At 63.7% G+C, this 21,188-nt stretch carries 15 protein-coding genes and 1 pseudogene; 8 read left to right on the top strand and 8 right to left on the bottom strand.

Features of this window, described 5'->3' with window-relative positions; all coding sequences use genetic code 11:
* Positions 1-3: 3 nt before the first annotated feature.
* From soxX to IVA88_RS08220, 4 genes are read right to left on the bottom strand one after another with little or no spacing between them, the layout of a single operon-like run.
* Positions 4-456: a sulfur oxidation c-type cytochrome SoxX gene (soxX, locus tag IVA88_RS08235; protein ID WP_247496775.1), complete on the bottom strand. Its 453-nt coding sequence runs from the start codon at positions 454-456 to the stop codon at positions 4-6.
* Positions 449-1,720 (bottom strand): NAD(P)/FAD-dependent oxidoreductase, encoded by a 1,272-nt coding sequence (locus tag IVA88_RS08230; protein ID WP_247496774.1) that lies wholly within the window; start codon positions 1,718-1,720, stop codon positions 449-451. Before IVA88_RS08230 ends, soxX begins: the two co-directional genes overlap by 8 nt.
* Positions 1,721-1,774: 54 nt before the next feature.
* A complete protein-coding gene (locus IVA88_RS08225; protein ID WP_247496773.1) occupies positions 1,775-3,961 on the bottom strand; it encodes a molybdopterin cofactor-binding domain-containing protein in 2,187 nt (728 codons plus the stop codon).
* A 12-nt stretch (positions 3,962-3,973) separates the two neighbouring features.
* The gene (locus IVA88_RS08220) at positions 3,974-4,423 is read right to left on the bottom strand and encodes a (2Fe-2S)-binding protein (RefSeq protein WP_247496772.1); all 450 of its coding nucleotides are present in this window, start codon (positions 4,421-4,423) and stop codon (positions 3,974-3,976) included.
* Between the two features lie 257 nt (positions 4,424-4,680).
* On the opposite strand from IVA88_RS08220, the gene IVA88_RS08215 reads away from it, so the two are divergent.
* Positions 4,681-6,300 carry a B12-binding domain-containing radical SAM protein gene (locus IVA88_RS08215; RefSeq protein ID WP_247496771.1) on the top strand — a complete coding sequence of 540 codons (1,620 nt, stop codon included), beginning with the start codon at positions 4,681-4,683 and terminating at the stop codon, positions 6,298-6,300.
* A 4-nt stretch (positions 6,301-6,304) separates the two neighbouring features.
* Here the strand turns inward: IVA88_RS08215 and IVA88_RS08210 are convergent, their stop codons facing one another.
* The 3 genes from IVA88_RS08210 to IVA88_RS08200 form a co-directional block, all read right to left on the bottom strand.
* Entirely contained in the window at positions 6,305-7,693 is a 1,389-nt protein-coding gene (locus IVA88_RS08210) for an MFS transporter (RefSeq protein WP_247496770.1), read from the bottom strand.
* Between the two features lie 463 nt (positions 7,694-8,156).
* Positions 8,157-8,501, bottom strand: a complete 345-nt coding sequence (locus tag IVA88_RS08205; protein ID WP_247496769.1) for a hypothetical protein — start codon at positions 8,499-8,501, stop codon at positions 8,157-8,159.
* A gap of 83 nt (positions 8,502-8,584) precedes the next feature.
* Positions 8,585-9,328, bottom strand: coding sequence for an SDR family oxidoreductase (locus IVA88_RS08200; protein ID WP_247496768.1), 744 nt, complete (start codon positions 9,326-9,328; stop codon positions 8,585-8,587).
* A 156-nt stretch (positions 9,329-9,484) separates the two neighbouring features.
* On the opposite strand from IVA88_RS08200, the gene IVA88_RS08195 reads away from it, so the two are divergent.
* The 5 genes and pseudogenes from IVA88_RS08195 (at position 9,485) to IVA88_RS08175 (ending at position 15,652) form a co-directional block, all read left to right on the top strand.
* Positions 9,485-10,255, top strand: coding sequence for a methyltransferase domain-containing protein (locus tag IVA88_RS08195; protein ID WP_247496767.1), 771 nt, complete (start codon positions 9,485-9,487; stop codon positions 10,253-10,255).
* Between the two features lie 196 nt (positions 10,256-10,451).
* Entirely contained in the window at positions 10,452-11,477 is a 1,026-nt protein-coding gene (locus IVA88_RS08190; RefSeq protein WP_247496766.1) for a DctP family TRAP transporter solute-binding subunit, read from the top strand.
* Between the two features lie 68 nt (positions 11,478-11,545).
* Positions 11,546-12,106, top strand: a pseudogene (locus tag IVA88_RS32565) (TRAP transporter small permease); the annotation flags it as partial.
* A 219-nt stretch (positions 12,107-12,325) separates the two neighbouring features.
* Positions 12,326-13,606, top strand: a complete 1,281-nt coding sequence (locus IVA88_RS32560; RefSeq protein ID WP_247496937.1) for a TRAP transporter large permease subunit — start codon at positions 12,326-12,328, stop codon at positions 13,604-13,606.
* Positions 13,607-13,720: 114 nt separating this feature from the next.
* On the top strand, positions 13,721-15,652 hold the full coding sequence (locus IVA88_RS08175) for an alkyl sulfatase dimerization domain-containing protein (protein ID WP_247496765.1): 1,932 nt from the start codon (positions 13,721-13,723) through the stop codon (positions 15,650-15,652).
* 151 nt (positions 15,653-15,803) lie between these two features.
* Here IVA88_RS08175 and IVA88_RS08170 read toward each other — a convergent pair whose 3' ends face one another.
* Entirely contained in the window at positions 15,804-16,874 is a 1,071-nt protein-coding gene (locus IVA88_RS08170; protein WP_247496764.1) for a glycosyltransferase family 4 protein, read from the bottom strand.
* A 279-nt stretch (positions 16,875-17,153) separates the two neighbouring features.
* On the opposite strand from IVA88_RS08170, the gene IVA88_RS08165 reads away from it, so the two are divergent.
* The gene (locus tag IVA88_RS08165) at positions 17,154-18,917 is read left to right on the top strand and encodes an ABC transporter ATP-binding protein (RefSeq protein ID WP_247496763.1); all 1,764 of its coding nucleotides are present in this window, start codon (positions 17,154-17,156) and stop codon (positions 18,915-18,917) included.
* Between the two features lie 56 nt (positions 18,918-18,973).
* Complete coding sequence (locus IVA88_RS08160; protein WP_247496762.1) at positions 18,974-21,178, top strand: amylo-alpha-1,6-glucosidase; 2,205 nt, start codon at positions 18,974-18,976, stop codon at positions 21,176-21,178.
* Positions 21,179-21,188 lie beyond the last annotated feature (10 nt).

The following is a 21,188-nucleotide window of genomic DNA, read 5'->3' as shown; positions in this document are numbered from 1 at the left end:
GTTCTAGTCCCGAAGCGTTGCAAGAAAGGCCACGATGTCCTCGATCTCCGCGGCGGACAAGATCGGCTTGCCGGCGAAATTGCGCCCGACCCGCACGAATCCCTCGTTGCGATAATAGGACGGCATGATGGTCTCAGGGTTGAAGCGTGCGGCATCGACCAGTCGAAGCCGCAACTGGCTCGCCGTCCAGCGGTTCCCCGCACCCGTGAGGTCAGGCGCGAGGTCGCCCTGGAATCGGGTTTCCGGGAAGGGGCCGGAATGGCACAGGATGCAAGTCGTCGTGCGCGCGAGCACCAGCGCGCGGCCGCGCGCGGCATCGCCGGGCGATCCGGTGAGCGATTCCGCAATGCCGTCGCCGGAGATGTTGTAGGGCTGGAGTTCCTCGGCTCCTGCATGGCAGGCGAAGGCGAAACCGGCGGCGATCAGCGCTACGATATGGACCAATGCTCTAGCCAAAAGTGTCCGCCGTGATGGTTTGAAACCAGCGCTCGGCTTCAGTTGCCTCGCGGGCGCGCAATTCGCGCGGCGCATCGACCGGGCTGGTCGCGCCGCCCTCGATTTCGGCGAAGATGTCCCCCTTGGGCTGGTAATTCCCGGCGAGTGAAAAGCCGTAGCCGGGTGCGACAATGTTGTAGCAGACGCCTGTCAATCGCGGCGTATCTGGCGCGCGGCCGGCAAGGAGGTTCACGATTGCGGCAGCGCAGGCCTTGCCCTGTGCGCTTGCCGCGGCGGCCGATTTGGGGATGCCGCCACCGAGACAGGCATCGCCGATGACATGGATGTTCTGGACGAGCTTCGACTCGAAGGTCACGGGATCGATCGGGCACCAGCCGGTGGCATCCGCAGCGCTCGCGATTCCCGCGATGCGTCCGGCACGCTGCGGCGGGACGACGTTGGCGACGTCAGGCGTGTAATTGCCGAACTCGGTGACGATGGTCCTGGTCGCAGGATCGACCGAGGTCACACGGCCGCCTTGCGACAGAGCGATGCGTTCGATCATGTCGCCGTAAAGCTCCTTCCACGCCTTCTCGAACAGCCGCTGCTGGGAGAAACTGTCCTTGCCATCGAGGATCAAGACCTTTGAACGCGGCTTCTTCGTTTTCAGGTAATGCGCGATCAGGCTGGCGCGCTCGTAGGGCGCCGGCGGACAACGCGAGGGATTGGCCGGAATCGCAATCGCGACAGTGCCGCCGTCCGGCATTGCCTCCAACTGCCGGCGCAGCAGCAGCGTCTGCGCGCCGGCCTTCCAGGCATGCGGCATCTTTTCTGATGTCGCGTCATCGTAGCCGGGCAGGGCCTCGAAGTGGAAGTCGATGCCGGGAGAGAGTACGAGACGATCATAGGCAAACGCCGCGCCATCGGCTGCGGTCACGCTACGCTTTTGCGCGTCGATGGTCGTCGCGGCCTGGGGGACGACGGTGATGCCATCGGCTTTGAGCTTTTCGTAGCCGAACTGTTGCGCCTCGATATCGCGCAGGCCGGCGATCACCTCGTTGCTGAACGGGCAGGAGGTGAAGGTCTTGTTCGGCTCGATCAACGTGATCTGTAATGTTGCATCGGCGCGCTTGAGCGCGCGCGCACAGGCCGCACCGCCAAAGCCGCCACCGACCACGACGACGCGGCCCGCCGATTGCGCGCGCAGAATCGAAGGGACGGCGAGCAATGTGGCCGCGGCGGCGATACCGAGGACGGCATCCCGCCGTGTCACCGGCACATTCATGAATTTTGTCCGGAAAATGTGCCGCGGCGGCCGTTATGGCCGCCGCGGCGTTTCTCAGGCGAAGGTGATGTTCTGGTCGCGCAGCGGCACCGAGCGGATGCGTTTGCCCGTCGCCGCGAAGTACGCATTGAGCACCGCCGGCGCCGCGACGCCAATGGTCGGCTCGCCGACACCGCCCCAGAACCCGCCGCTCGGCACCATCACCGACTCCACCTTCGGCATCTCGTTGATGCGCATGGAATTGTAGGTGTCGAAGTTGGTTTGCTCGATCTTGCCATCCTTGACCGTGCAGCCGCCGTAGAACAGCGCGGAGAGGCCATAGACGAAGGAGCCCGCGATCTGCCGTTCCACCTGCGCCGGATTGACGATGTAGCCGGGATCGGTGGAGGCGACGATGCGATGCACCTTGATCTTGTTGCCGTCGGTCACCGAGATTTCGGCGGCGCCGGCGACATAGCTGCCATAGCCCATCACCTGCGCGATGCCGCGATAGACGCCCTGCGGCGCCGGGGTGCTCCAGCCGATCTTCTCCGCCACGGCGTTGAGCACCGCCAGATGCTTGGGGTGATTGCCCATCAGCTTGCGGCGGAATTCGAGCGGATCCTGGCCTGCGGCCTGGGCCAGCTCGTCCATGAAGCATTCCATGTAGATCGCGTTGTGATTGACGTTCACGCCGCGCCAGAAGCCCGGCGGAACGTGCGGGTTGCGCATCGCATGCTCGATCAGGAGGTTCGGCACGGAGTAACCGAACGCGGCCTCGCCGGTCTGGGCGACGCCCTGGAACGCGGCCGGATCCATGCCGTTCTGCAGCGCTTCGGGACGCAGCGAGAACAGGATCGATTGTCCGGACAGCCGGTAGTGCAGCGCGACCAGGTTGTTGTTGGCATCGAACGCGCCGGTCATCTTGCACTGGGTGATCGGGTGATACCTGCCGTGCGCCATGTCCTCTTCGCGCGACCACAACAGCTTGATCGGCGTGCCCGGCATCTGCTTGGCGATCATGACGGCCTGGCGGACATAGTCGGTCTGGCCGCGCCGACCGAAGCCGCCGCCGGGCATCACCTTGTGCACGTCGCACTTCTCCGCCGGCAGGCCCGAGGCTTCCAACGTGGCCGCGAAAGCTGCCTCGCCATTCTGCGTTCCGCACCAGACCTCGCATTTGTCCGCCGTGTAGAGCGCCGTGGCGTTCATCGGCTCCATGGTGGCATGGTTTTGGTAGGGATAGCTGTAGACGGCCTCGATCTTCTTGGCGGCAGCGGCAATCGCCGCCTTGGCGTCGCCGTTCTTGTTGCCGACATAGGCGGGCTGCGCATCGTCAAGGCCCTCACTCAGCCATTTCGCGATCGACTCGCTGGAGACCTTGGCGTTGTCGCCCTCATCCCAGACGATCGGCAGCGCCTCCAGTGCGGTCTTGGCCTGCCACCAGGTGTCGGCAACGACCGCGACCGCGGTATCGCCGACCTTGACGACCTTCTTGACGCCCTTCATGCCCGCGATCTTGGCTTCGTCAAAGCTCTTCACCTTGCCGCCGAACACTGGGCAGTCCTTGATCGCGGCGTTCAGCATGCTCGGCAGCTTGACGTCGATGCCGTAGATCATGGCGCCGGTGGTCTTGTCGGCCGTGTCGAGCCGCTTCACGCCCTTGCCGATCAGCTTCCAGTCCTTGGGGTCCTTCAGCTTGACGTCGGCTGGCGGCGTCAGCTTGGCCGCGGCCTCGGCGACCTTGCCGTAGGTCGTGGTCTTGCCGGACGGCGCATGGGTAATGACGCTGTTGGTGGCCGTGCATTCGGACGCCGGCACTTTCCACGCCTCGGCGGCGGCCTGGATCAGCATCACGCGGGCGGTGGCGCCGCCCTTGCGGACATAGTCTTGCGATGAGCGGATGCCGCGGCTACCACCGGTGGAGAAATCGCCCCAGACGCGCTTGCGGGCGACGCTTTGGCCGGGCGTCGGATATTCGGTCGAGACCTTCGACCAGTCGCATTCGAGTTCCTCGGCGACGAGCTGGGCAAGGCCGGTGAGCGAGCCCTGGCCCATCTCGGAGCGGGCGATGCGGATCACGATGGTGTCGTCGGGGCGGACCACGACCCAGGCGCCGATTTCGGGGGAACCGTCGGCTGCGCGGACCACGGCGGGACCGCCGAAGGGGAGATCGAGGCCGATTGCGAGACCTGCGCCGACAGCGGCGGTGCCTATGACGAAGGCGCGGCGGTTGAGCCGCGGCGAAACATGCTTGTTCATGTTGGGGATCCCTTACGCGCTTGCGATCGTGTGGATCGCTTCGCGCACCTGCTGGAAGGTGCCGCAGCGGCAGATATTGGTGATGGCCTCGTCGATATCGGCGTCGGTCGGTTTCGGCTTCTCGGTGAGGAGTGCCGCCACCGCCATGATCATGCCGCTCTGGCAATAGCCGCATTGCGGCACGTCCTGGGCAATCCAGGCTTCCTGCACCTTGTGCAGCGCGTTGCCGGAAGCGAGCCCTTCGATGGTCGTGATCTTCTTGCCCGCGGCCTCGCTGACTGAAACCCCGCAGGAGCGGGTGGCGACGCCGTCGATGTGAATGGTGCAGGCGCCGCATTGTGCAATGCCGCAGCCATATTTCGTGCCGGTCAGGCCGGCATTCTCGCGGATTGCCCAGAGCAGCGGCGTATCCGGCTCGACGTCGAGTGTGAAGGTTTTTCCGTTGATTGTTAGGTTTGCCATCGCAGTCCCCTGATTGGCCCAATCCACCGATTGGACTCAGGGGCGCAATGTGTCCGGCAAATTGGAAACGTTCAAATCAACAGTCTGAGGGTTGGCTGTCAAAGAGACCCTCCCTGGACGCCCGCGGCACGGCTTGGGGCGACGTCTACCGGCTCCGCGCGCAGACACCTTGGAACCGAGAGCGACAGTTTGTCCCTTTTGCCGGGGTGCAAGGCGACAACTCTCTGCTAGAGTAGGATCAAGCCAAAAGGGGTTCCATGAACGCACCACAGCCTTGCAACGTCCTGATGCTCTATCCGCTGTTCTCGGCAGAGTCCTTCTGGAGCTTTGGCGAATCCTGCAAAGTGTTGGGCGTGAAGCGCCCCGCCGCCCCTTTGGGCCTGATCACCGTTGCCGCGATGTTGCCCGAGAGCTGGACGGTCCGGCTGATCGATTGCAACACGGAGGCCTTCGGCGAGGAGGATCTTTCCTGGGCGGACGTCGTCTTCACCGGCGGAATGATGCCGCAGCAGGCCGACACGCTGCGCCTGATCGAAATCTGCCGTGCCGCGGGCAAGCCGGTGGTCGTGGGCGGTCCCGATCCCACCTCGAGCCCCCACATCTACGAGAGGGCCGACTTCCAGGTGCTCGGCGAGGCCGAAAGCGTCCTGCACGAATTCGTCGCGGCCTGGGACAGCGGCGTACGCTCGGGCGTTTTCATCGCGCCGAAATTCCAGGCCGACGTCACCAAGACGCCAGTGCCGCGCTTCGACCTGCTCAAGTTCGAGGACTATCTCTATCTTGGCGTGCAGTACTCGCGCGGCTGCCCGTTCACCTGCGAGTTCTGCGACATCATCGAGCTCTATGGCCGCATTCCGCGAACCAAGACGAATGAGCAGATGCTGGTCGAGCTCGACAGGCTCTACGCCATGGGCTACCGCGGCCATCTCGACTTCGTCGATGACAATTTCATCGGCAACAAGAAGTCGCTGCGGCTGTTCCTGCCCCAGCTTGCCGAATGGCAGCGCGCGCACGGCTATCCGTTCGAATTGTCGACCGAGGCCTCAGTCAATCTGGCCGACGATCCCGAGCTCCTGGAGCTGATGGGCGCCGCTAATTTCTTTGCCATCTTCGTCGGCATCGAAAGTCCGGATCCGGCGACGCTGGTCGCGATGCGGAAGAAGCAGAACACGCGGCGTAACATCGCCGAGAGCATCCACAAGATCTACGCCGCGGGCATGCTCGTCACCGCAGGTTTCATCGTCGGCTTCGACAATGAGAAGGCCTCGATGGCGGATGCCATGATTGACTTCATCGAAGAGGCGGCGATCCCCGTCAGCATGGTCGGCCTGCTCTATGCCTTGCCGAACACGCAGCTCACGCGACGCCTGGAGCGCGAAGGCCGGTTGCATCCGGGCCACGATTTGGCGCCCACCATCGGCGCCGATCAGTGTACCGCTGGAATCAACTTCGATCCGGTGCGCCCGTTGCGCGACATCCTGACGGACTACAAGCGCGTGCTGGAGCACATCTACAGCCCGGCTGCCTATGCAAGACGCGTCGATCGCCTGATGACGCTGCTCGACCGTTCCAGGCAGCGCCAGGAGCTCGCCCAAGGCGACATTCGCGCGGGGCTCGGGGCGATGGAGACCGTGCACAAGGTGGTCACAGCCCTTCCTGAGGCGCGTGGGCCGCTCTGGCAGACCTTCATGAACTGCGCCAAGCGCGACACGTCATCGGCACGCATCGCCGTGCAGATGATCGCGGCCTATGCGCATCTCGGGCCGTTCTCGCGCAAGGTCATCGATGCCATCGATTCACGGCTCGCCGCGCTCGACGAGGAGACGGTCATTCCGGCCGCGACTCTCGACGTGACGGCGGCCCGACATCTGGCTTGACGATCTACTTCACCGCCAGCCGTAAAAAGCTCATCACGCTGCCGAGTGCGGCAAAGCCGGCGCCAAGTGCCAGCGCTACGGTCGCGCCGTCGTGACCGGCGAGCGAGAAGCAGGCTGCGGCGAGCGCCGCCCCCGTCGTTTGTCCAGTCAGGCGCGCGGTCGCGACGATGCCGGAGGCGCTGCCGCTGCGATGTGGCGGCGCGCTCGACATCACGGCCTTCATGTTCGGCGCCTGGAAAAAGCCGAACCCCATGCCGCAGATCACCATCCGCCAGATGATGTCGGGGATAGCGGGATTCGCGGGAAGCATCGCGAGCAGCGCCATGCCGAGGCCGAGAAGCACGAGCCCGATGCCGCCGAGCAATCCAACGGCATGGCGGTCGGAGAGGCGCCCCGCGATCGGCGCCATGATGCCGACCACCAGCGGCCACGGCGTCATGAAGAAGCCGGTCTCGACCTGCGAGCGGCCGAGCACGTCCTCGAAATAGAATGGGAGCGAGACGAAGGCGAGGCCTTGCACCGCGAAGGAGCACACCGCCGTCGCCGCCGACAAGGCGAACATCGGCCGGCTGAACAGGTCGATCGGCAGCATCGGCGCCGGATGGTCGGCATGGCGGCGCGTGAGAATGAAGCCGAGCGCGAGAGCCGTGACCAGCTCGATGCCCACGACCACCGGCGACAGATTATGCGCGGCGCTGCCGATGCCCGTGATGAACAGGCCGAGGCAGGCCGACGCGAGGGCCGCGCCGAGAAAGTCAAAGCCGTGATCGGCGCGCGGCGTCTTCGGCAGCATCGCAAAGCCGATGCCGATCGCGACGAGGCCGAACGGGATGTTGACGGCGAACAGCCATGGCCACGGGCCGATCGCGAGAATGGCGGAGGCGATCGACGGCCCGAAGGTGAAGGCTGTCGCGACCACCAGCGCGTTGTGGCCGAAGCCGCGGCCGAGCATCCGGCCGGGATAGACGAAGCGCACCAGCGCCGTGTTGACGCTCATGATGCCGCTCGCACCTAACCCTTGCAGCGTTCGTGCGACCAGCAGGCTCTCCAGCGACCACGCCACCGCGCAGAACAGCGAGGCGATGGTGAACAGGATCAGGCCGCCGAGATAGATGCGCTGGTGCCCGACGATCTCGCCGAGCGCTCCCAGCGGCAGCAGCGTCGCGACCAGCGCGATCTGGTAGACGTTGACCACCCAGACCGATTGCTCCGGGCTGACATGCAGATCGGCGGCAATGGCCGGCAGCGCGATGTTGGCGATCGCAGTGTCGAGCGAGGCCATCGCCAACGCGGTGAAGATCGCGACGATGGCCCAGCGCCGCTGTGCGGCCGGAAGGCCGTCGGCGATGGGGTGGGCGGGCTCGCGCGCGGCGGCAGGTAACGTGATTGTCATTGCGTTGGCGCGTTGCTCCGGCGGCGTGGCTGAGGAGCTTGGCATGTACTACGGCCGCGACGGCTTCCACAGGCATATGCTTGCATGCGGTGTATGCGCGAAGGCTGGTGGGAGCAGCAGGCGAGCCGCTTCTCGATCATTTTCCACTCGGTAGCGATGACCAAAAAACAAAAAGCCCGGAAACAACCCCATGCACAGTAGAAAGCCTCTTGATCGATAAGGGATTTCCGAACCTCGCCGCGACGACATTCGCTGCTGCCATGACGTTGACCCGTCGGGCAAAACACTGGCAGGATGCTAAGTTGGCACCCGCCGGCAGGAGACCATGTGTGTGCTCCTCGTGAAGGAGTGATGTCGCTCTTTGCGGTGAAGCAGATATGCGCGGGCAGCTCCGGCATTCCACTTTTTGATCCGAAGGATACCTCTGGCCGAGCCTCGCTGGTCGAACGCCTACGAACCTGGCCTATTCTGAGGTTCTGCGGCGCCAAATTCGTGGGGGGCGGAGTTCACCAAGGGGCGCGATCCTCTGCAGTGGCGAAAAATCCACTTTCCAAAGATCAACTTCAAACAATTCTCCGCGCTGATCGACGTTCAGCGCGACCGAGACTAGCACTCCATCTGCGTCATCAAATTCGGCTTCGCCAATGCACTTGCCGAAACGCCGGTCTGCGCTACCGGCAAAGAGAAGGCTACCCATTCCACCATCGTTCATTTCCTCAACGAGCTCCAAATGGCCCGGCAAAGGTGAATACTGACCTAGAATATAGGAAACCAAATCACGCTCTTTGGAGGTAAGGGGGCGTGGCATCTTCTTTCTCGTCGCGGGTAGTTTGCGTTGGCTATATCACGCCTCAGTTCCTATGTCCGCGTCGGCCTAAAAGCCATTCGCGCCTAAAACTGATACCGCCTCAACCCCCCATCCACCGGGATCACCGTCCCCGTGATGTACCTCGCCACCGGCGAGGCCAGAAACACCGCGAGCGCGGCCAGATCTTCCGGCTCGCCCCAATAGCCGACAGGAATCTCTTCCTCCGCGAAGCGCTCGCGATAATCAGGCGCGTAGTTGCGGCGGATCTGTTCGCTCATGATGCGGCCGGGCGGGATGCAGTTGATGGTGATGCCGTGCTCGCCGATCTCGCGCGACAGGCCCTTGGCCCAGGCGTGCACGGCGGCTTTGGCGGCGAAGGCGGCGTTGAGGCCTTCGGGCTCGGACTTGCCGGTGATGTTGACGATGCGGCCCCATTTGCGTTCGATCATCTGCGGCAGCACCGCGTGCGCGATGCGGCGATAGCTGGTGAAGTTCAGCGCGATCGCCTCGTCCCATTGGCTGTCGGGCGCATTGACGGGGAGGGGGCGGCTGCCGCCGGCATTGTTGATGAGGATGTCGACGTGGCCGAATTCGCTCACGGCGAAGGCCGAAATCTTCTCCGCCGCGTCCCTGGCCATCACGTCCTGCTCGAACGGGACAATCAGACCGGAGCCGACTTCCGTCACCAGCTCGGCGAGCAGATCGGTGCGCCGTGCCACGCCGACGACGCGCACGCCTTCGGCAGCCAGGCCCTTGGCGATGGCGCGGCCGATGCCGACGCTCGCTCCAGTGACGACAGCGGTTTTCGATTTGAGCCCGAGGTCCATGGTGACACGCTCTCTTTATGCTTTTTTGCTTGTTGCCGTTCGTTCTGCTGTTCGTTTCCTGCCCGTCCCGCGGGCCTTGCGAATTGCCTGAGCGGGACGAGCAGTGGTAACCAAGAGCAAGGGTGAAGGAAACACGAAAAAGAAAAGGCGTCGGCGATGGTCTGGGACCCGCAGCAATATCTAAAGTTCTCCGGTCACCGGCTTCGGCCCGCCATCGACCTGTTGATGCGGATTCCGGATTTTGGTCCGCGCGCGGTCGCCGATCTCGGCGCCGGCGCCGGTAACGTCACCAAGCTGATCAAGGAGCGTTGGCCGGACGCGACGGTGACGGGAGTCGAGGGCTCGGCCGAGATGGTTGCCGCCGGCCGCAAGGCGGCGCCGGACGTGGAATGGTCGCACGAGGACCTCGGTCAATGGCGGCCGGCGAAGCAATTTGATTTGGTCTATTCCAATGCCGCACTGCACTGGCTGCCCAATCATGCGGCACTGTTTCCGTCGGTGATGGAGAAGGTGAAGCCCGGTGGCATGCTTGCTGTGCAGATGCCGCGCAACTTCCGGGCCCCGTCGCATGTGCTGATCGGCGAGACCGCGCTGAACGGTCCCTGGCGGTCCAAGGTCGAGCGTCTCGTCACGCCGCCGCCGGTCGAAGGGCCGGCTTACTATCACAGTCTTCTTGCTCCGATGTCGGCCAATATCGACATCTGGGAGACCGAATATCTGCAGGTGCTGGAAGGCGAGAACCCCGTGAAGGAGTGGACCAAGGGGACCTGGCTGACGCGCTATCTCGACATCCTGGAGGGCGACGAGAAGGCCGCGTTCGAAGCCGCCTATGGCGAGCGGGTTGCAAAAGCCTATCCGAAGAATGCCGCGGGACAGACGCTGTTTCCGTTCCGGCGTCTGTTCATGGTCGCCCAGCGCGAGGGCTGATCGCATTGCCGCAATGCGACATAAGCGCTCGCTTCCGGGAACGGCAGCGGGTGCCGGGTTGCGCATTCAGCGGCCGCCACGATAGCTTGGATGCAAATTGGGCTTAGGTCTAGTTGTTCGGGTGGCGGATTGCTGCCACTACTGAAATCGGAAAACAAAAAAGACCCGGTTTTAGAGGTTGTTGGGAGGTTACTTCATGCGCAAGCTGCTTCTTGCGGTCGCCGCCGCAGCACTTCTCATGGCTCCTGCCTTATCTCCCGTCTTTTCTCCCGTCTTGGCCCAGGCCCAGAGCCCGATCGTCATCAAATTCAGCCACGTCGTCGCCAACGACACTCCCAAGGGCAAAGGCGCCCTGAAGTTCAGGGAGCTCGCGGAGAAGTACACCGACGGCAAGGTCAAGATCGAGATCTATCCGAACTCCACCCTCTACAAGGACAAGGAGGAGATCGAAGCGCTTCAGCTCGGCTCGGTGCACATGCTCGCGCCCTCGACCGCGAAGTTCGCACCGCTCGGTATCAAGGAGTTCGAGGCGCTCGATCTGCCCTGGCTGTTCAAGGATGACCAGACCTATTCCAACGCGATGAAGGGCACGGTCGGCAAGTGGCTATTCCAGAAGCTCGAGACCAAGGGCATCACCGGGCTCGCTTATTGGGACAACGGCTTCCACATGCTCTCCGCCAATCGTCCCTTGGCGAAGCCGGCCGATTTCCAGGGCCTCAAGTTCCGCATCTCCGGATCGAAGGTTGCCGACCAATATCTTCGTATCATGGGCTCGATCCCTCAGATCATGGCGTTCTCCGAAGTCTACCAGGCTTTGCAGACCGGCGTGGTCGACGGCTGCGAGAACACCGCGTCCAACTACCTGACGCAGAAGTTCTACGAAGTGCAAAAGGACATCACCGTGTCCTATCACGCGCACCTGCAATATGCTGTCATCGTCAATTCGAAGTTCTGGTCGGGCCTGCCGCCTGATGTCCGCACTCAACTCGAAAAGGCGATGAACGAGGCGACCGACTACACCAACTCGATCGCGCGCCAGGAGAACGAAGATGCGCTGGCCGAGATCAAGAAGACGGGCAAGACCACGCTGCATTATCTGACTGACGCCGACCGCAAGGCATGGCAGGAAGCGATGCAGCCGACCTACAAATGGGCGAAGGGGCGGGTCGGGCAGGAGGTGCTCGATCTCCTCGCCAAGGAGCTCGACGTCAAGATGAACTGACGCCGGCACCGCTATAAGAACAACCATGAACGGTCGGGGGTGATCGCACTCCCGGCCGTTGCTCTTGAATGATGAGCCAAGCTGAGGGGACCAAGTTGCTGCGTGCATTGAATCGTGTGCTCAATCATCTCGAGGAATGGCTGATCGCGACGATGATCGCGGCTGCGACATCGCTCATCTTCGTTGCCGTGCTGCACCGCTATGGCGCCGGGCTGTCGATCGACATCGCCAAATGGGCGGAGGCGCGCAACCTGGCCTTCCTGGCCGTCCCCGCGCGAGCAGCGTTTGTCTGGCTTGCCGCTCTCGACCTGTCCTGGGCGCAGGAACTCTGCATCTACATGTTCATCTGGATGGCGAAGTTCGGTGCGGCCTACGGGGTACGCACCGGCATCCATGTCGGCGTCGACGTCCTGGTCAATGTCCTTCCCGGCGGATCGCGCCGCCGCGTCATCACTTTTGGCCTGATGTGCGGCGCCCTTTTCACTGCCATCGTGTGCTATTTCGGGGCCGCCTTTGTCGGCCAGATGTGGCAGACCGGCCAGCAATCCAACGATCTGGAAGCGCCGATGTGGCTGGTGTATCTCACCATTCCGCTCGGCTCCGGGCTGATGTGCTTCCGCTTCCTGCAAGTCGCCTGGTCGTTCTATCGCACCGGCGAGCTGCCGCATCACGACGTGGCCGGCGTCGAGGGCGTCGAGGTAGACCCGGTTCATCCGGCCCCGGTCACACGCAGCCAGGTCGTCCGCGACGAACGCAGCCCGCTCGGCTGGGTCCTGATGTTGTTGCCGGTCCTGATCGTCGCCGTGTGTTTCGCCCATTCGGCGCACGTGATCACGCTGTCGCAAGGCCTGCGTGTCGCCGTGGTTTTCGGCCTTCTGCTGTCGTTGATGCTCACGGGCATGCCGATCTCGATCGCGCTCGGTCTGACCGTGCTCAGCTTCATGTTCACGCTGACCGACGTGCGAACGGAATCGGTGGCGCTGAAGCTGTTTACAGGCATCGAGAGCTTCGAGATCATGGCGATCCCGTTCTTCATCCTTGCCGGCAACTTCCTGACCCATGGCGGCGTGGCGCGCCGGATGATCACGTTCGCCACTTCGCTGGTCGGCCATTGGTACGGCGGCCTTGCGCTCTCGGGCGTGGTCGCCTGCGCGCTGTTCGCCGCGATTTCCGGCTCGTCGCCGGCCACCGTGGTGGCGATCGGGTCGGTGATCCTGCCCGCGATGGTCGCGCAGGGATTTCCAAAGCGGTTCGGGGCGGGCGTCATCACGACCTCCGGCTCGCTCGGGATTCTCATTCCCCCATCGATTCCGATGGTTCTTTTTGCCGTCTCCACCAACACCTCCGTCGGCAAGCTGTTCATCGCCGGCATCGTGCCGGGGCTCGTGCTCGCCATGCTGCTCGGCGCCACGACGTTCTATCGGGCCTGGCGTAACGACTATCCGAGGATGCCGAAAGCAACCCTGTTCGAGCGCTTCGACGCGTTCCGCAAGTCGATCTGGGGTATCCTGCTGATCGTGATCGTGATCGGCGGCATCTACAGCGGCCTGTTCACACCGACCGAAGCTGCCGCCGTGAGCGCGGTGTACGCCTTCATCGTCGCAGTGTTCATCTACAAGGATCTGAAGCTGCGGGACGTGCCGCGCGTGCTGCTGTCATCGGCAAATCTTTCGGCGATGCTGCTCTACATCATCACCAACGCCGTCTTGTTCTCGTTCCTGATGACTTACGAGAACGTGCCGCAAGCGCTCGCGCAATGGATGATCGACCAGGGCCTCGGCTGGATCGGCTTCCTGCTCGTGGTCAATCTCCTGCTGTTGGTGGCGGGCAACGTGATGGAGCCGTCCTCGATCATCCTGATCATGGCGCCGATCCTGTTTCCTGTTGCGATCAAGCTCGGCATCGATCCGATCCATTTCGGGATCCTGATGACGGTCAACATGGAAGTCGGGCTGTGCCATCCGCCGGTCGGCCTCAATCTCTACGTCGCCTCGGGCATCGCCAAGATGGGTATTACTGAGCTCACGGTCGCGGTGTGGCCATGGCTCCTGACCATGTTGGCGTTCCTTGTGGTCGTGACCTATTGGCCGGGCCTGTCGTTGTGGCTGCCCAGGCTGTTGGGCATGTAGCTGCTGCATCTTTCCGCCTGCGGGCGCGGGCGAACGGATAACTCCGTCCGCCCGCATGGCAATCGACCGCGAGATGCGGTTAGATGCCGCGCAACAGGCGGGGAGGAGAACAAGATGACAGACACGTCCAGCAGCGAGCCGAAATGCGCAACGCCGTCCGTTATCGCGCAGCAAACGGCGATGCTGAACGCGCTGCCGTTCTCCGACACGCGGGATTTCGACGACGCCGCGCGCGGCTTCCTCGGCGCGATCGAGAACGCGGAGGTCACTAATCCGCAAGGGCGGACAGTCTGGAGCCTCGAGCCTTACGGCTTTCTGTCGACTGAAGAAGCGCCAGCCACGGTCAATCCAAGTCTGTGGCGGCAGTCGCGGCTCAACATGCAGCATGGCCTGTTCGAGGTCGTGCCCGGCGTTTACCAGGTGCGCGGGCTCGACATCGCCAACATGACGCTGATCGAAAGCGACAGCGGCGTCATCGTCGTCGATACCCTGACCTCGATCGAGGGCGCGTGCGCCGCGCTCGAGCTCTATTACAGGCATCGCGGCCAGCGGCCGGTCGCGGCCGTGATCTTCACCCATACCCACACCGACCATTGGGGCGGCGCGCGCGGCGTGCTGGAGGAGGACGCGCTCGCGACCGGCCGCGTGCCGATCATCGCGCCCAATTTGTTCATGGAGCATGCGGTCTCCGAGAACATCATCGCGGGACCTGCGATGCTGCGCCGCGCGCAGTACCAGTTCGGTCCGCTCCTCGCCAAGGGCGTGCGCGGACAGGTCGATTGCGGCCTCGGCAAGTCGATGGCGGCAGGTTCAGTGGCGCTGCTGCGGCCGACCGATTTGATCATGGCGACCGGCGACAGGCGCGTGATCGACGGCGTCGAATTCGAATTCCAGATGGCGCCGAACAGCGAAGCGCCGGCGGAGATGCATTTCTTCATTCCGCGCTACAAGCTGTTGAACCTCGCCGAGAACTGCACCCACAATTTCCACAATCTGCTGCCGTTCCGCGGCGCCGACGTGCGCGACGCGCTGGCCTGGTCGAAATATCTGGGCGAGGCCCTGCAGCTCTGGGACCGCAAGGCGGAGGCGATGTGCGGCCAGCATCACTGGCCGGTGTGGGGACGCGACCGCATCGGCACCATGATCCGGCAGCAGCGCGACCTCTATAAATTCGCGCATGACCAGACCATCCGCCTGATGAACCACGGCCTCACCGCGGCCGAGATCGCCGAAACGATCCAGCTGCCCAAGAGCCTCGAGGGCGCCTGGCACGGCCGCGGCTATTACGGCCATATCCGGCACAATGTGAAGGCGATCTACCAGAAGTACCTTGGCTGGTACGACGCCAATCCGGTCAATCTCGATCCGCTGCCGCCGGTGGAGTCGGGCAAGAAATATGTCGAGTACATGGGCGGCGCCGACGTCATCCTCGCGCGGGGGCGTGTCGACTTCGACAAGGGCGAATTCCGCTTCGTGGCGCAGGCGCTCGGCCATCTCGTCTTTGCCGAGCCGGACAATCAGGCTGCGCGTGCGTTGCTGGCGGATACGCTGGAGCAGCTCGGCTACGCCGCTGAAAGCGCGACCTGGCGCAATGCCTATCTGTTCGGCGCACAGGAATTGCGCCGGGGCATGCCGAAGGTGCCGGCACGCCCGCCGATGCCGCGCGAGACGCTGGCAGCGCTGCGCACCTCACAGCTTTGGGACGTGCTTGGCATCCGCCTCAACGGACCGAAGGCGGAAGGAAAGCACATCGTGCTCAATTGGAGTTTTTCCGACACCGGCGAGACGTTTGCGCTCAATCTGGAGAACTGCGCGCTCACTTACACAGAGGGCATGCAGGCGGAAGGCGCCGATGCCAGCTTCACGCTGGCGCGGTCGACGCTCGACGAGGTGATTGCAAAACTGACCATCTTCCCGGAGGCAGTGGCCGCCGGCAAGGTCAAATTCACCGGCAACCCGATGCGCCTCGCGGAGCTGATGGGCCTGATGGACGAATTCCCGCGCATGTTCGAGATCGTCGAGCCGAAGCGGGCGGCGGTGAGGTAAGCTCCACTCTCTCGTCATTGCGAGCGCAGCGAAGCGAATCCAGGCTGTATCCGCGGCGGGATTCTGGATTGCTTCCCTGCGCTCGCAATGACGGTTTGATAGAGTTGCGCTGGCCGGGAGACTCCCGGCCAGCCGCTTGGGGGAGTGCTCGCTACTCCGCGCTGCTCACCAGCTTGATCCGCGGCGCCTGTTCCTCGGAGAGGCTGCGATAGGCCGCCAGATAATCCAGCGCCATGCGCCGCGCGGTGAAGCGCGTCTCGAACTGCTTGCGGATGGCGGAGCGGTCGAGTTGCGGTAAGCGGCTGACGACGCCGGCTGCGCTGAGGACGTCCTCGACGACGAAGCCGGTGAGGCCCTCGTCGATGATCTCCGGCACCGAGCCGCGGTTGAAGGCGATGACCGGCGTTCCGCAGGCCATGGCTTCGATCATCACCAGGCCAAACGGCTCCGGCCAGTCGATCGGCAGCAACAGGCCGAGCGCGCCACTCAAAAATTCCGACTTCTCGTGATCGCTGATCTCGCCGATGAATTCCACCAGCGGATTGTTCTCGATCATCGGCCGGATCAGCTCGTCATAATAATCCTGGTCGGCGCGATCGACCTTGGCCGCGATCTTGAGCGGTATGCCGCAATGGGTCGCGATCTTGATGGCGCGGTCGACGCCCTTTTCCGGCGCGATGCGACCGAGCACGGCGAGATATTCCTGTTTCGCCGGTTTCGGCGTCAGCAGATTTTCCGGCAGGCCGTGGTGGATCGTCCTCACCCAGTTCGCCTGCGGCACCGGCCGCCGCTGCGCGTTCGAGATCGAGATGACGGGGACCTTCGAGAAGGTGTTGAAGACGGGTTGATGCTCCGGCAGGTCGAGCCGGCCGTGCAGCGTGGTCAGGAACGGCGTCGGCTGCCGGTAGAACAGCGACCACGGATAATAATCGAGATGGAAATGGAGGAAATCGAACTCCTCGTCGTCACATTTCTGCCGCACCCGCTCCAGCATCACCATGTGCAGCGCATTGGGATCGCGTACGGAACCGTCGAGGCGGAGCGCCCGCGGCCACAGCGCATCCAGCTTTGCCGAGGTCTGCGAATCGCCGCTGGCGAACAGCGTCACGTCGTGCCCAAGGGCCACCAGCTCTTCCGTCAACCAATGCACCACCCGCTCGGTGCCGCCATACAGCTTGGGTGGAACAGCCTCCGTCAACGGAGCAACCTGCGCGATGCGCATCTCACCATCTCCTCTGTGCGATCATGATTGTAAAAGAGCCCCCGCCTGTTCAGCACCGGCATGCCAGACAAGGGAACGTTCCCGCACTTGCGAAGTTCCTTCCTCCAGACGTTACTTATTCGACACGTTGGGTGCTCGTCGCGATGCTGCCATCACATCTTCGCAGAACGTCCGCATCCGCATGTCGTGATGGCATTGCCCGGGAACCGAGGCGAAGTGGTCGATGTTCAGTCGACCAGCAACAAAATTTGGAATTATCACGACGGGGTCGATAGTCACATGGATCATCTTTCTGGATACGCGCGCAGGCCATTCGCCTTTGTCTTGCGCTATCTCCGACGTCGTCTCGCGTCGCACCTTGTGATCCTGAGTGCTGTCGTTGCAGCCGTTGCCTGCTCCGTGGGCACGCAGTACGGTGTCAAATCCCTGGTCGACAGCCTGACGGCTGGAACCTCGCACGGTGGTAGCGTATGGCTGGCATTCATTTTCCTCATGACGCTCATCGCCGCTGACAACTTCCTTTGGCGGATCGCGAGCTGGACGGCGAGCTTCACCTTCGTTCGTGTCACGGGTGATTTACGCCGTGACATATTTCGTCATCTGACCGGTCATGCGCCGAGCTACTTCTCTGACCGTATGCCCGGCATGCTGACCAGCCGCATCACGGCGACGTCAAACGCAGTGTTCACCGTCGAGAACATGTTCGTCTGGAATGTGTTGCCGCCGTGCATCGCCACAGTTGCGGCAATCGCGCTGATTGGAACCGTCAGCCCCTATATGGCACTCGGCCTGATCGTGATCGCCGGCGGCATGGTGCTTGCGATGTTCCGCCTCGCTGCCGCGGGCAAGCCGCTGCATGACGATTTCGCTGACAAGGCCGCCGTGGTCGACGGCGAGATGATCGACGTCATCAGCAACATGCCGCTGGTGCGCGCCTTCTGCGGCATCGGGCACGAGCATGAGCGGTTCGACGCGACTGTGAACCGGGAGCTCACCGCACGCGGCCGCAGCCTGCGCTATCTGGAGAAGCTGCGGCTGATCCATGCCGGCATCACCGTCGTGCTCACGATCGCCCTGATGGCCTGGGCGATCATGCTTTGGCAGGATGGTCGTGCCACCACCGGCGACGTCGTGCTGGTCTGCACCCTCGGTCTCTCCATTTTGAACGCGACGCGCGATCTCGCGGTGGCGTTGGTCGACGTCACCCAGCACGTTGCGCGGCTGACCGAGGCGATTGCTACGCTGCTGGTGCCGCATCAATTGCGCGACCACCCCGAGGCCGAGCCGCTGGTGAAGAGCGGCGCCGCAATCGCGTTCAACAACGTCACCTTCGGCTATCCCGGCGGCGAAAAGATCTTCGAGCGCTTCAGCCTGCGCCTGCAACCCGGTCAGCGCGTGGGCCTGGTCGGCCAGTCCGGCGGCGGCAAGTCGACGCTGTTCACGCTGCTGCAGCGCTTCTACGATACCGACGAGGGCAGCATCACCATCGACGGCCAGGACATTTCCAAGGTGACGCAGCTGAGTCTGCGCGAGGCCATTTCGGTCGTGCCGCAGGACATCTCGCTGTTCCACCGCTCGATTCGCGAAAACATCCGCTATGGTCGCCCGAACGCGACCGACGACGAGGTGCTGCGTGCGGCGATCGCGGCGCGCTGCGACTTCGTCGAAAGCCTGCCGGAAGGGCTCGACACCATGGTCGGCGACCGCGGCGTCAAGATGTCCGGCGGCCAGCGCCAGCGCATCGCGATCGCGCGCGCCTTCCTGAAGGACGCGCCGATCCTGCTGCTCGACGAGCCGACCGCCGCGCTCGACAGCGAATCCGAGGAGGCGATCCGCGAGGCGCTGTCGCGGCTGATGCGCGGCCGCACCGTCATCGCGATCGCGCACCGCCTCGCTACTCTGCGCAATTTCGATCGCGTGGTCGTGTTGAGGGGTGGTAAGATCATCGAGGATGGGTCACCCGAGCGTCTGATGCAAGGCCACGGGCCCTATCGTGAGCTGGTCACGCAGGAAATGAGCCGGCTCGCCCAAGCCGCCGCGTAAACCAACAGTCGCGTTCGAGTCGGTTGCGTGTCGAAACAAGCGCAGGGGAGCTGCTGATGTCGGCTGAAGCCGTTACCCAATTCGTCTCCGTGACGCGGACCTTGGACCAGGTCGCGGAGCAGCCTTTCTATATCCCAATGACGGGACCGTCGGCGCGGCCGCGGCGTTCGCTCAAGCACGACGACACCTTCATCGTGCTCGATAGCCATGGCGACATCGGCGCCTCGGCCGGCGGGCCCGACGGCCTGTTCCATTACGATACGCGCTACCTTGCGAGGCTCGAGCTCGTGCTCGACGATCTCCAGCCGTTGCTGCTCGGCTCGAACCTGCGCGACGACAATTCGGCCCTCACCGTCGATCTCACCAATCCGGACATCTACCGGCAGGGCAGCCTCGTGCTGCAAAAGGACCTGCTGCACATCGTGCGCACGATCTTCCTGTGGCGCGGCACCGCCTACCAGCGCATCGGCGTGCAGAACCACGGCGACCGCCGCGCCGGCTTCGAGCTGACGCTGCTGTTCGACAATGATTTCGCCGATCTGTTCGAGGTCCGCGGCGAGCGGCGCCCGCGCCGCGGCATCGGCTCGAGCCGGCTGTTAGGACCGACCGACGTGCTGTTCGACTACCGCGGACTTGATGACGCCGAGCGCACCACGGGCCTGCATTTCGATCCGCGTCCGACGAAATTGTCGGTGAATGCCGCGAGCTGGCAGATCGAACTCGACCCTCATGAATCGAAATCGCTGTTCGTGGCCGTGTCCTGCAATCGGCCGATCGCGGAGAAGCCGGCGCGCTTTTTCAGGGGGCTGCTCGCCCATCGCCGCGAGATGCGGCAATCGACTATGGGGGCCGCCAGCATCGAGACCTCCAACAACATCTTCAACGAGGTGCTGTGCCAGGCCATGGCCGACCTCAACATGCTGATGACGGAGACGCCGCAGGGCCGCTATCCCTATGCGGGGATTCCCTGGTACTCGACGACGTTCGGCCGCGATGGGCTCATTACCGCGCTGCAGATGCTGTGGGTCGATCCGCGGATCGCCAAGGGCGTGCTGCGGCGGCTCGCCCATTTCCAGGCCAAGGAGGTCGATCCGCTCGCCGATGCTGCGCCGGGCAAGATCCTGCATGAGATGCGCGGCGGCGAGATGGCGGCGCTGCGCGAGGTGCCGTTCGCGCAATATTACGGCAGCGTCGATTCCACGGCCTTGTTCGTCCTGCTCGCAGGAAGCTATTTCGAACGCACCGGCGACGAGAAGACGTTGACTGAGCTGTGGCCGGCCATCGAAGCGGGGCTGGCCTGGATCGACGGCCCCGGCGACCCCGACAGGGACGGCTTCGTCGAATACCAGCGCGCCACGGAAAAGGGCCTCGCCAATCAGGGCTGGAAGGATTCCTACGACGCGATCTTTCATGCCGATGGCCAGCTTGCGGAAGGCAATCTCGCGCTGGCCGAGGTGCAAGGTTACGTCTTTGCCGCCAAGCGGCTCGCCGCGCGCTGCGCGCTCCGCCTGGGCAAGCCTGATCTCGCCAAAAAGCTCGAGGCCGAGGCCAAGGCGCTGGCCGAGCGGTTCGAGGCCGCGTTCTGGTGCGAGGAGCTCCGCACCTATGCGCTTGCGCTCGACGGCAGGAAGCGGCCCTGCAAGGTGCGGACCTCGAACGCCGGTCAGATCCTGTTCAGCGGCATGATCCGCGAGGACCGCGCGCGCCTGGTCGCCGCCGATTTGATGGGACCGCATTTCTTCTCGGGCTGGGGCATCCGCACCGTCGCGCAAGGCGAGGTGCGTTACAATCCGATGTCTTATCATGACGGGTCGATCTGGCCGCACGACAATGCGCTGATCGCGCTCGGGCTCGCGCGCTACGGGCTCAAACATTCGGTCGCGCATGTCTTCAAGGGACTGTTCGACGCGGCGACCTACATGGACCTGCGCCGGTTGCCCGAATTGTTCTGCGGTTTCCGGCGCGAAAAGCGGCGCGGGCCGACGCTCTATCCGGTCGCCTGCGCGCCGCAGGCCTGGGCCAGCGCAACGGCGTTCACGCTGCTGGAGGCGGCGCTCGGCATCGAGTTCGACGTGGCGCGCGGCGAGATCCGGCTGCGCAATCCGCATCTGCCTGCGTTCCTGCACGAGGTGATTTTGCGCGATCTGCGTCTGGGCGAGTCCAGCGTGGACCTGCGCGTCAGCCGCCATGGCGACGACGTGGCGCTGGAGGTGTTGCGCACGCGGGGCCAGATCCAGGTCTCGATCGTGCTGGCGCGCTAGCGACGCGCCG

The sequence above is a fragment of the Bradyrhizobium sp. 149 genome (genome assembly GCF_023073915.1).
In the GTDB taxonomy this organism is placed as follows: Bacteria; Pseudomonadota; Alphaproteobacteria; order Rhizobiales; family Xanthobacteraceae; genus Bradyrhizobium.
The sequence above is the reverse complement of the archived record's forward strand: the minus strand, read 5'-3'. Positions and strand labels throughout refer to the sequence as shown.

Excerpts from the sequence above, each read along its gene's own strand:
- IVA88_RS08230 (WP_247496774.1), bottom strand. The coding sequence starts at position 1,720 with ATGAATGTGCCGGTGACACGGCGGGATGCCGTCCTCGGTATCGCCGCC.
- IVA88_RS08225 (WP_247496773.1), bottom strand. The coding sequence starts at position 3,961 with ATGAACAAGCATGTTTCGCCGCGGCTCAACCGCCGCGCCTTCGTCATA.
- IVA88_RS08220 (WP_247496772.1), bottom strand. The coding sequence starts at position 4,423 with ATGGCAAACCTAACAATCAACGGAAAAACCTTCACACTCGACGTCGAG.
- IVA88_RS08215 (WP_247496771.1), top strand. The coding sequence starts at position 4,681 with ATGAACGCACCACAGCCTTGCAACGTCCTGATGCTCTATCCGCTGTTC.
- IVA88_RS08210 (WP_247496770.1), bottom strand. The coding sequence starts at position 7,693 with ATGACAATCACGTTACCTGCCGCCGCGCGCGAGCCCGCCCACCCCATC.
- IVA88_RS08205 (WP_247496769.1), bottom strand. The coding sequence starts at position 8,501 with ATGCCACGCCCCCTTACCTCCAAAGAGCGTGATTTGGTTTCCTATATT.
- IVA88_RS08200 (WP_247496768.1), bottom strand. The coding sequence starts at position 9,328 with ATGGACCTCGGGCTCAAATCGAAAACCGCTGTCGTCACTGGAGCGAGC.
- IVA88_RS08195 (WP_247496767.1), top strand. The coding sequence starts at position 9,485 with ATGGTCTGGGACCCGCAGCAATATCTAAAGTTCTCCGGTCACCGGCTT.
- IVA88_RS08190 (WP_247496766.1), top strand. The coding sequence starts at position 10,452 with ATGCGCAAGCTGCTTCTTGCGGTCGCCGCCGCAGCACTTCTCATGGCT.
- IVA88_RS08175 (WP_247496765.1), top strand. The coding sequence starts at position 13,721 with ATGACAGACACGTCCAGCAGCGAGCCGAAATGCGCAACGCCGTCCGTT.
- IVA88_RS08170 (WP_247496764.1), bottom strand. The coding sequence starts at position 16,874 with ATGCGCATCGCGCAGGTTGCTCCGTTGACGGAGGCTGTTCCACCCAAG.
- IVA88_RS08165 (WP_247496763.1), top strand. The coding sequence starts at position 17,154 with ATGGATCATCTTTCTGGATACGCGCGCAGGCCATTCGCCTTTGTCTTG.
- IVA88_RS08160 (WP_247496762.1), top strand. The coding sequence starts at position 18,974 with ATGTCGGCTGAAGCCGTTACCCAATTCGTCTCCGTGACGCGGACCTTG.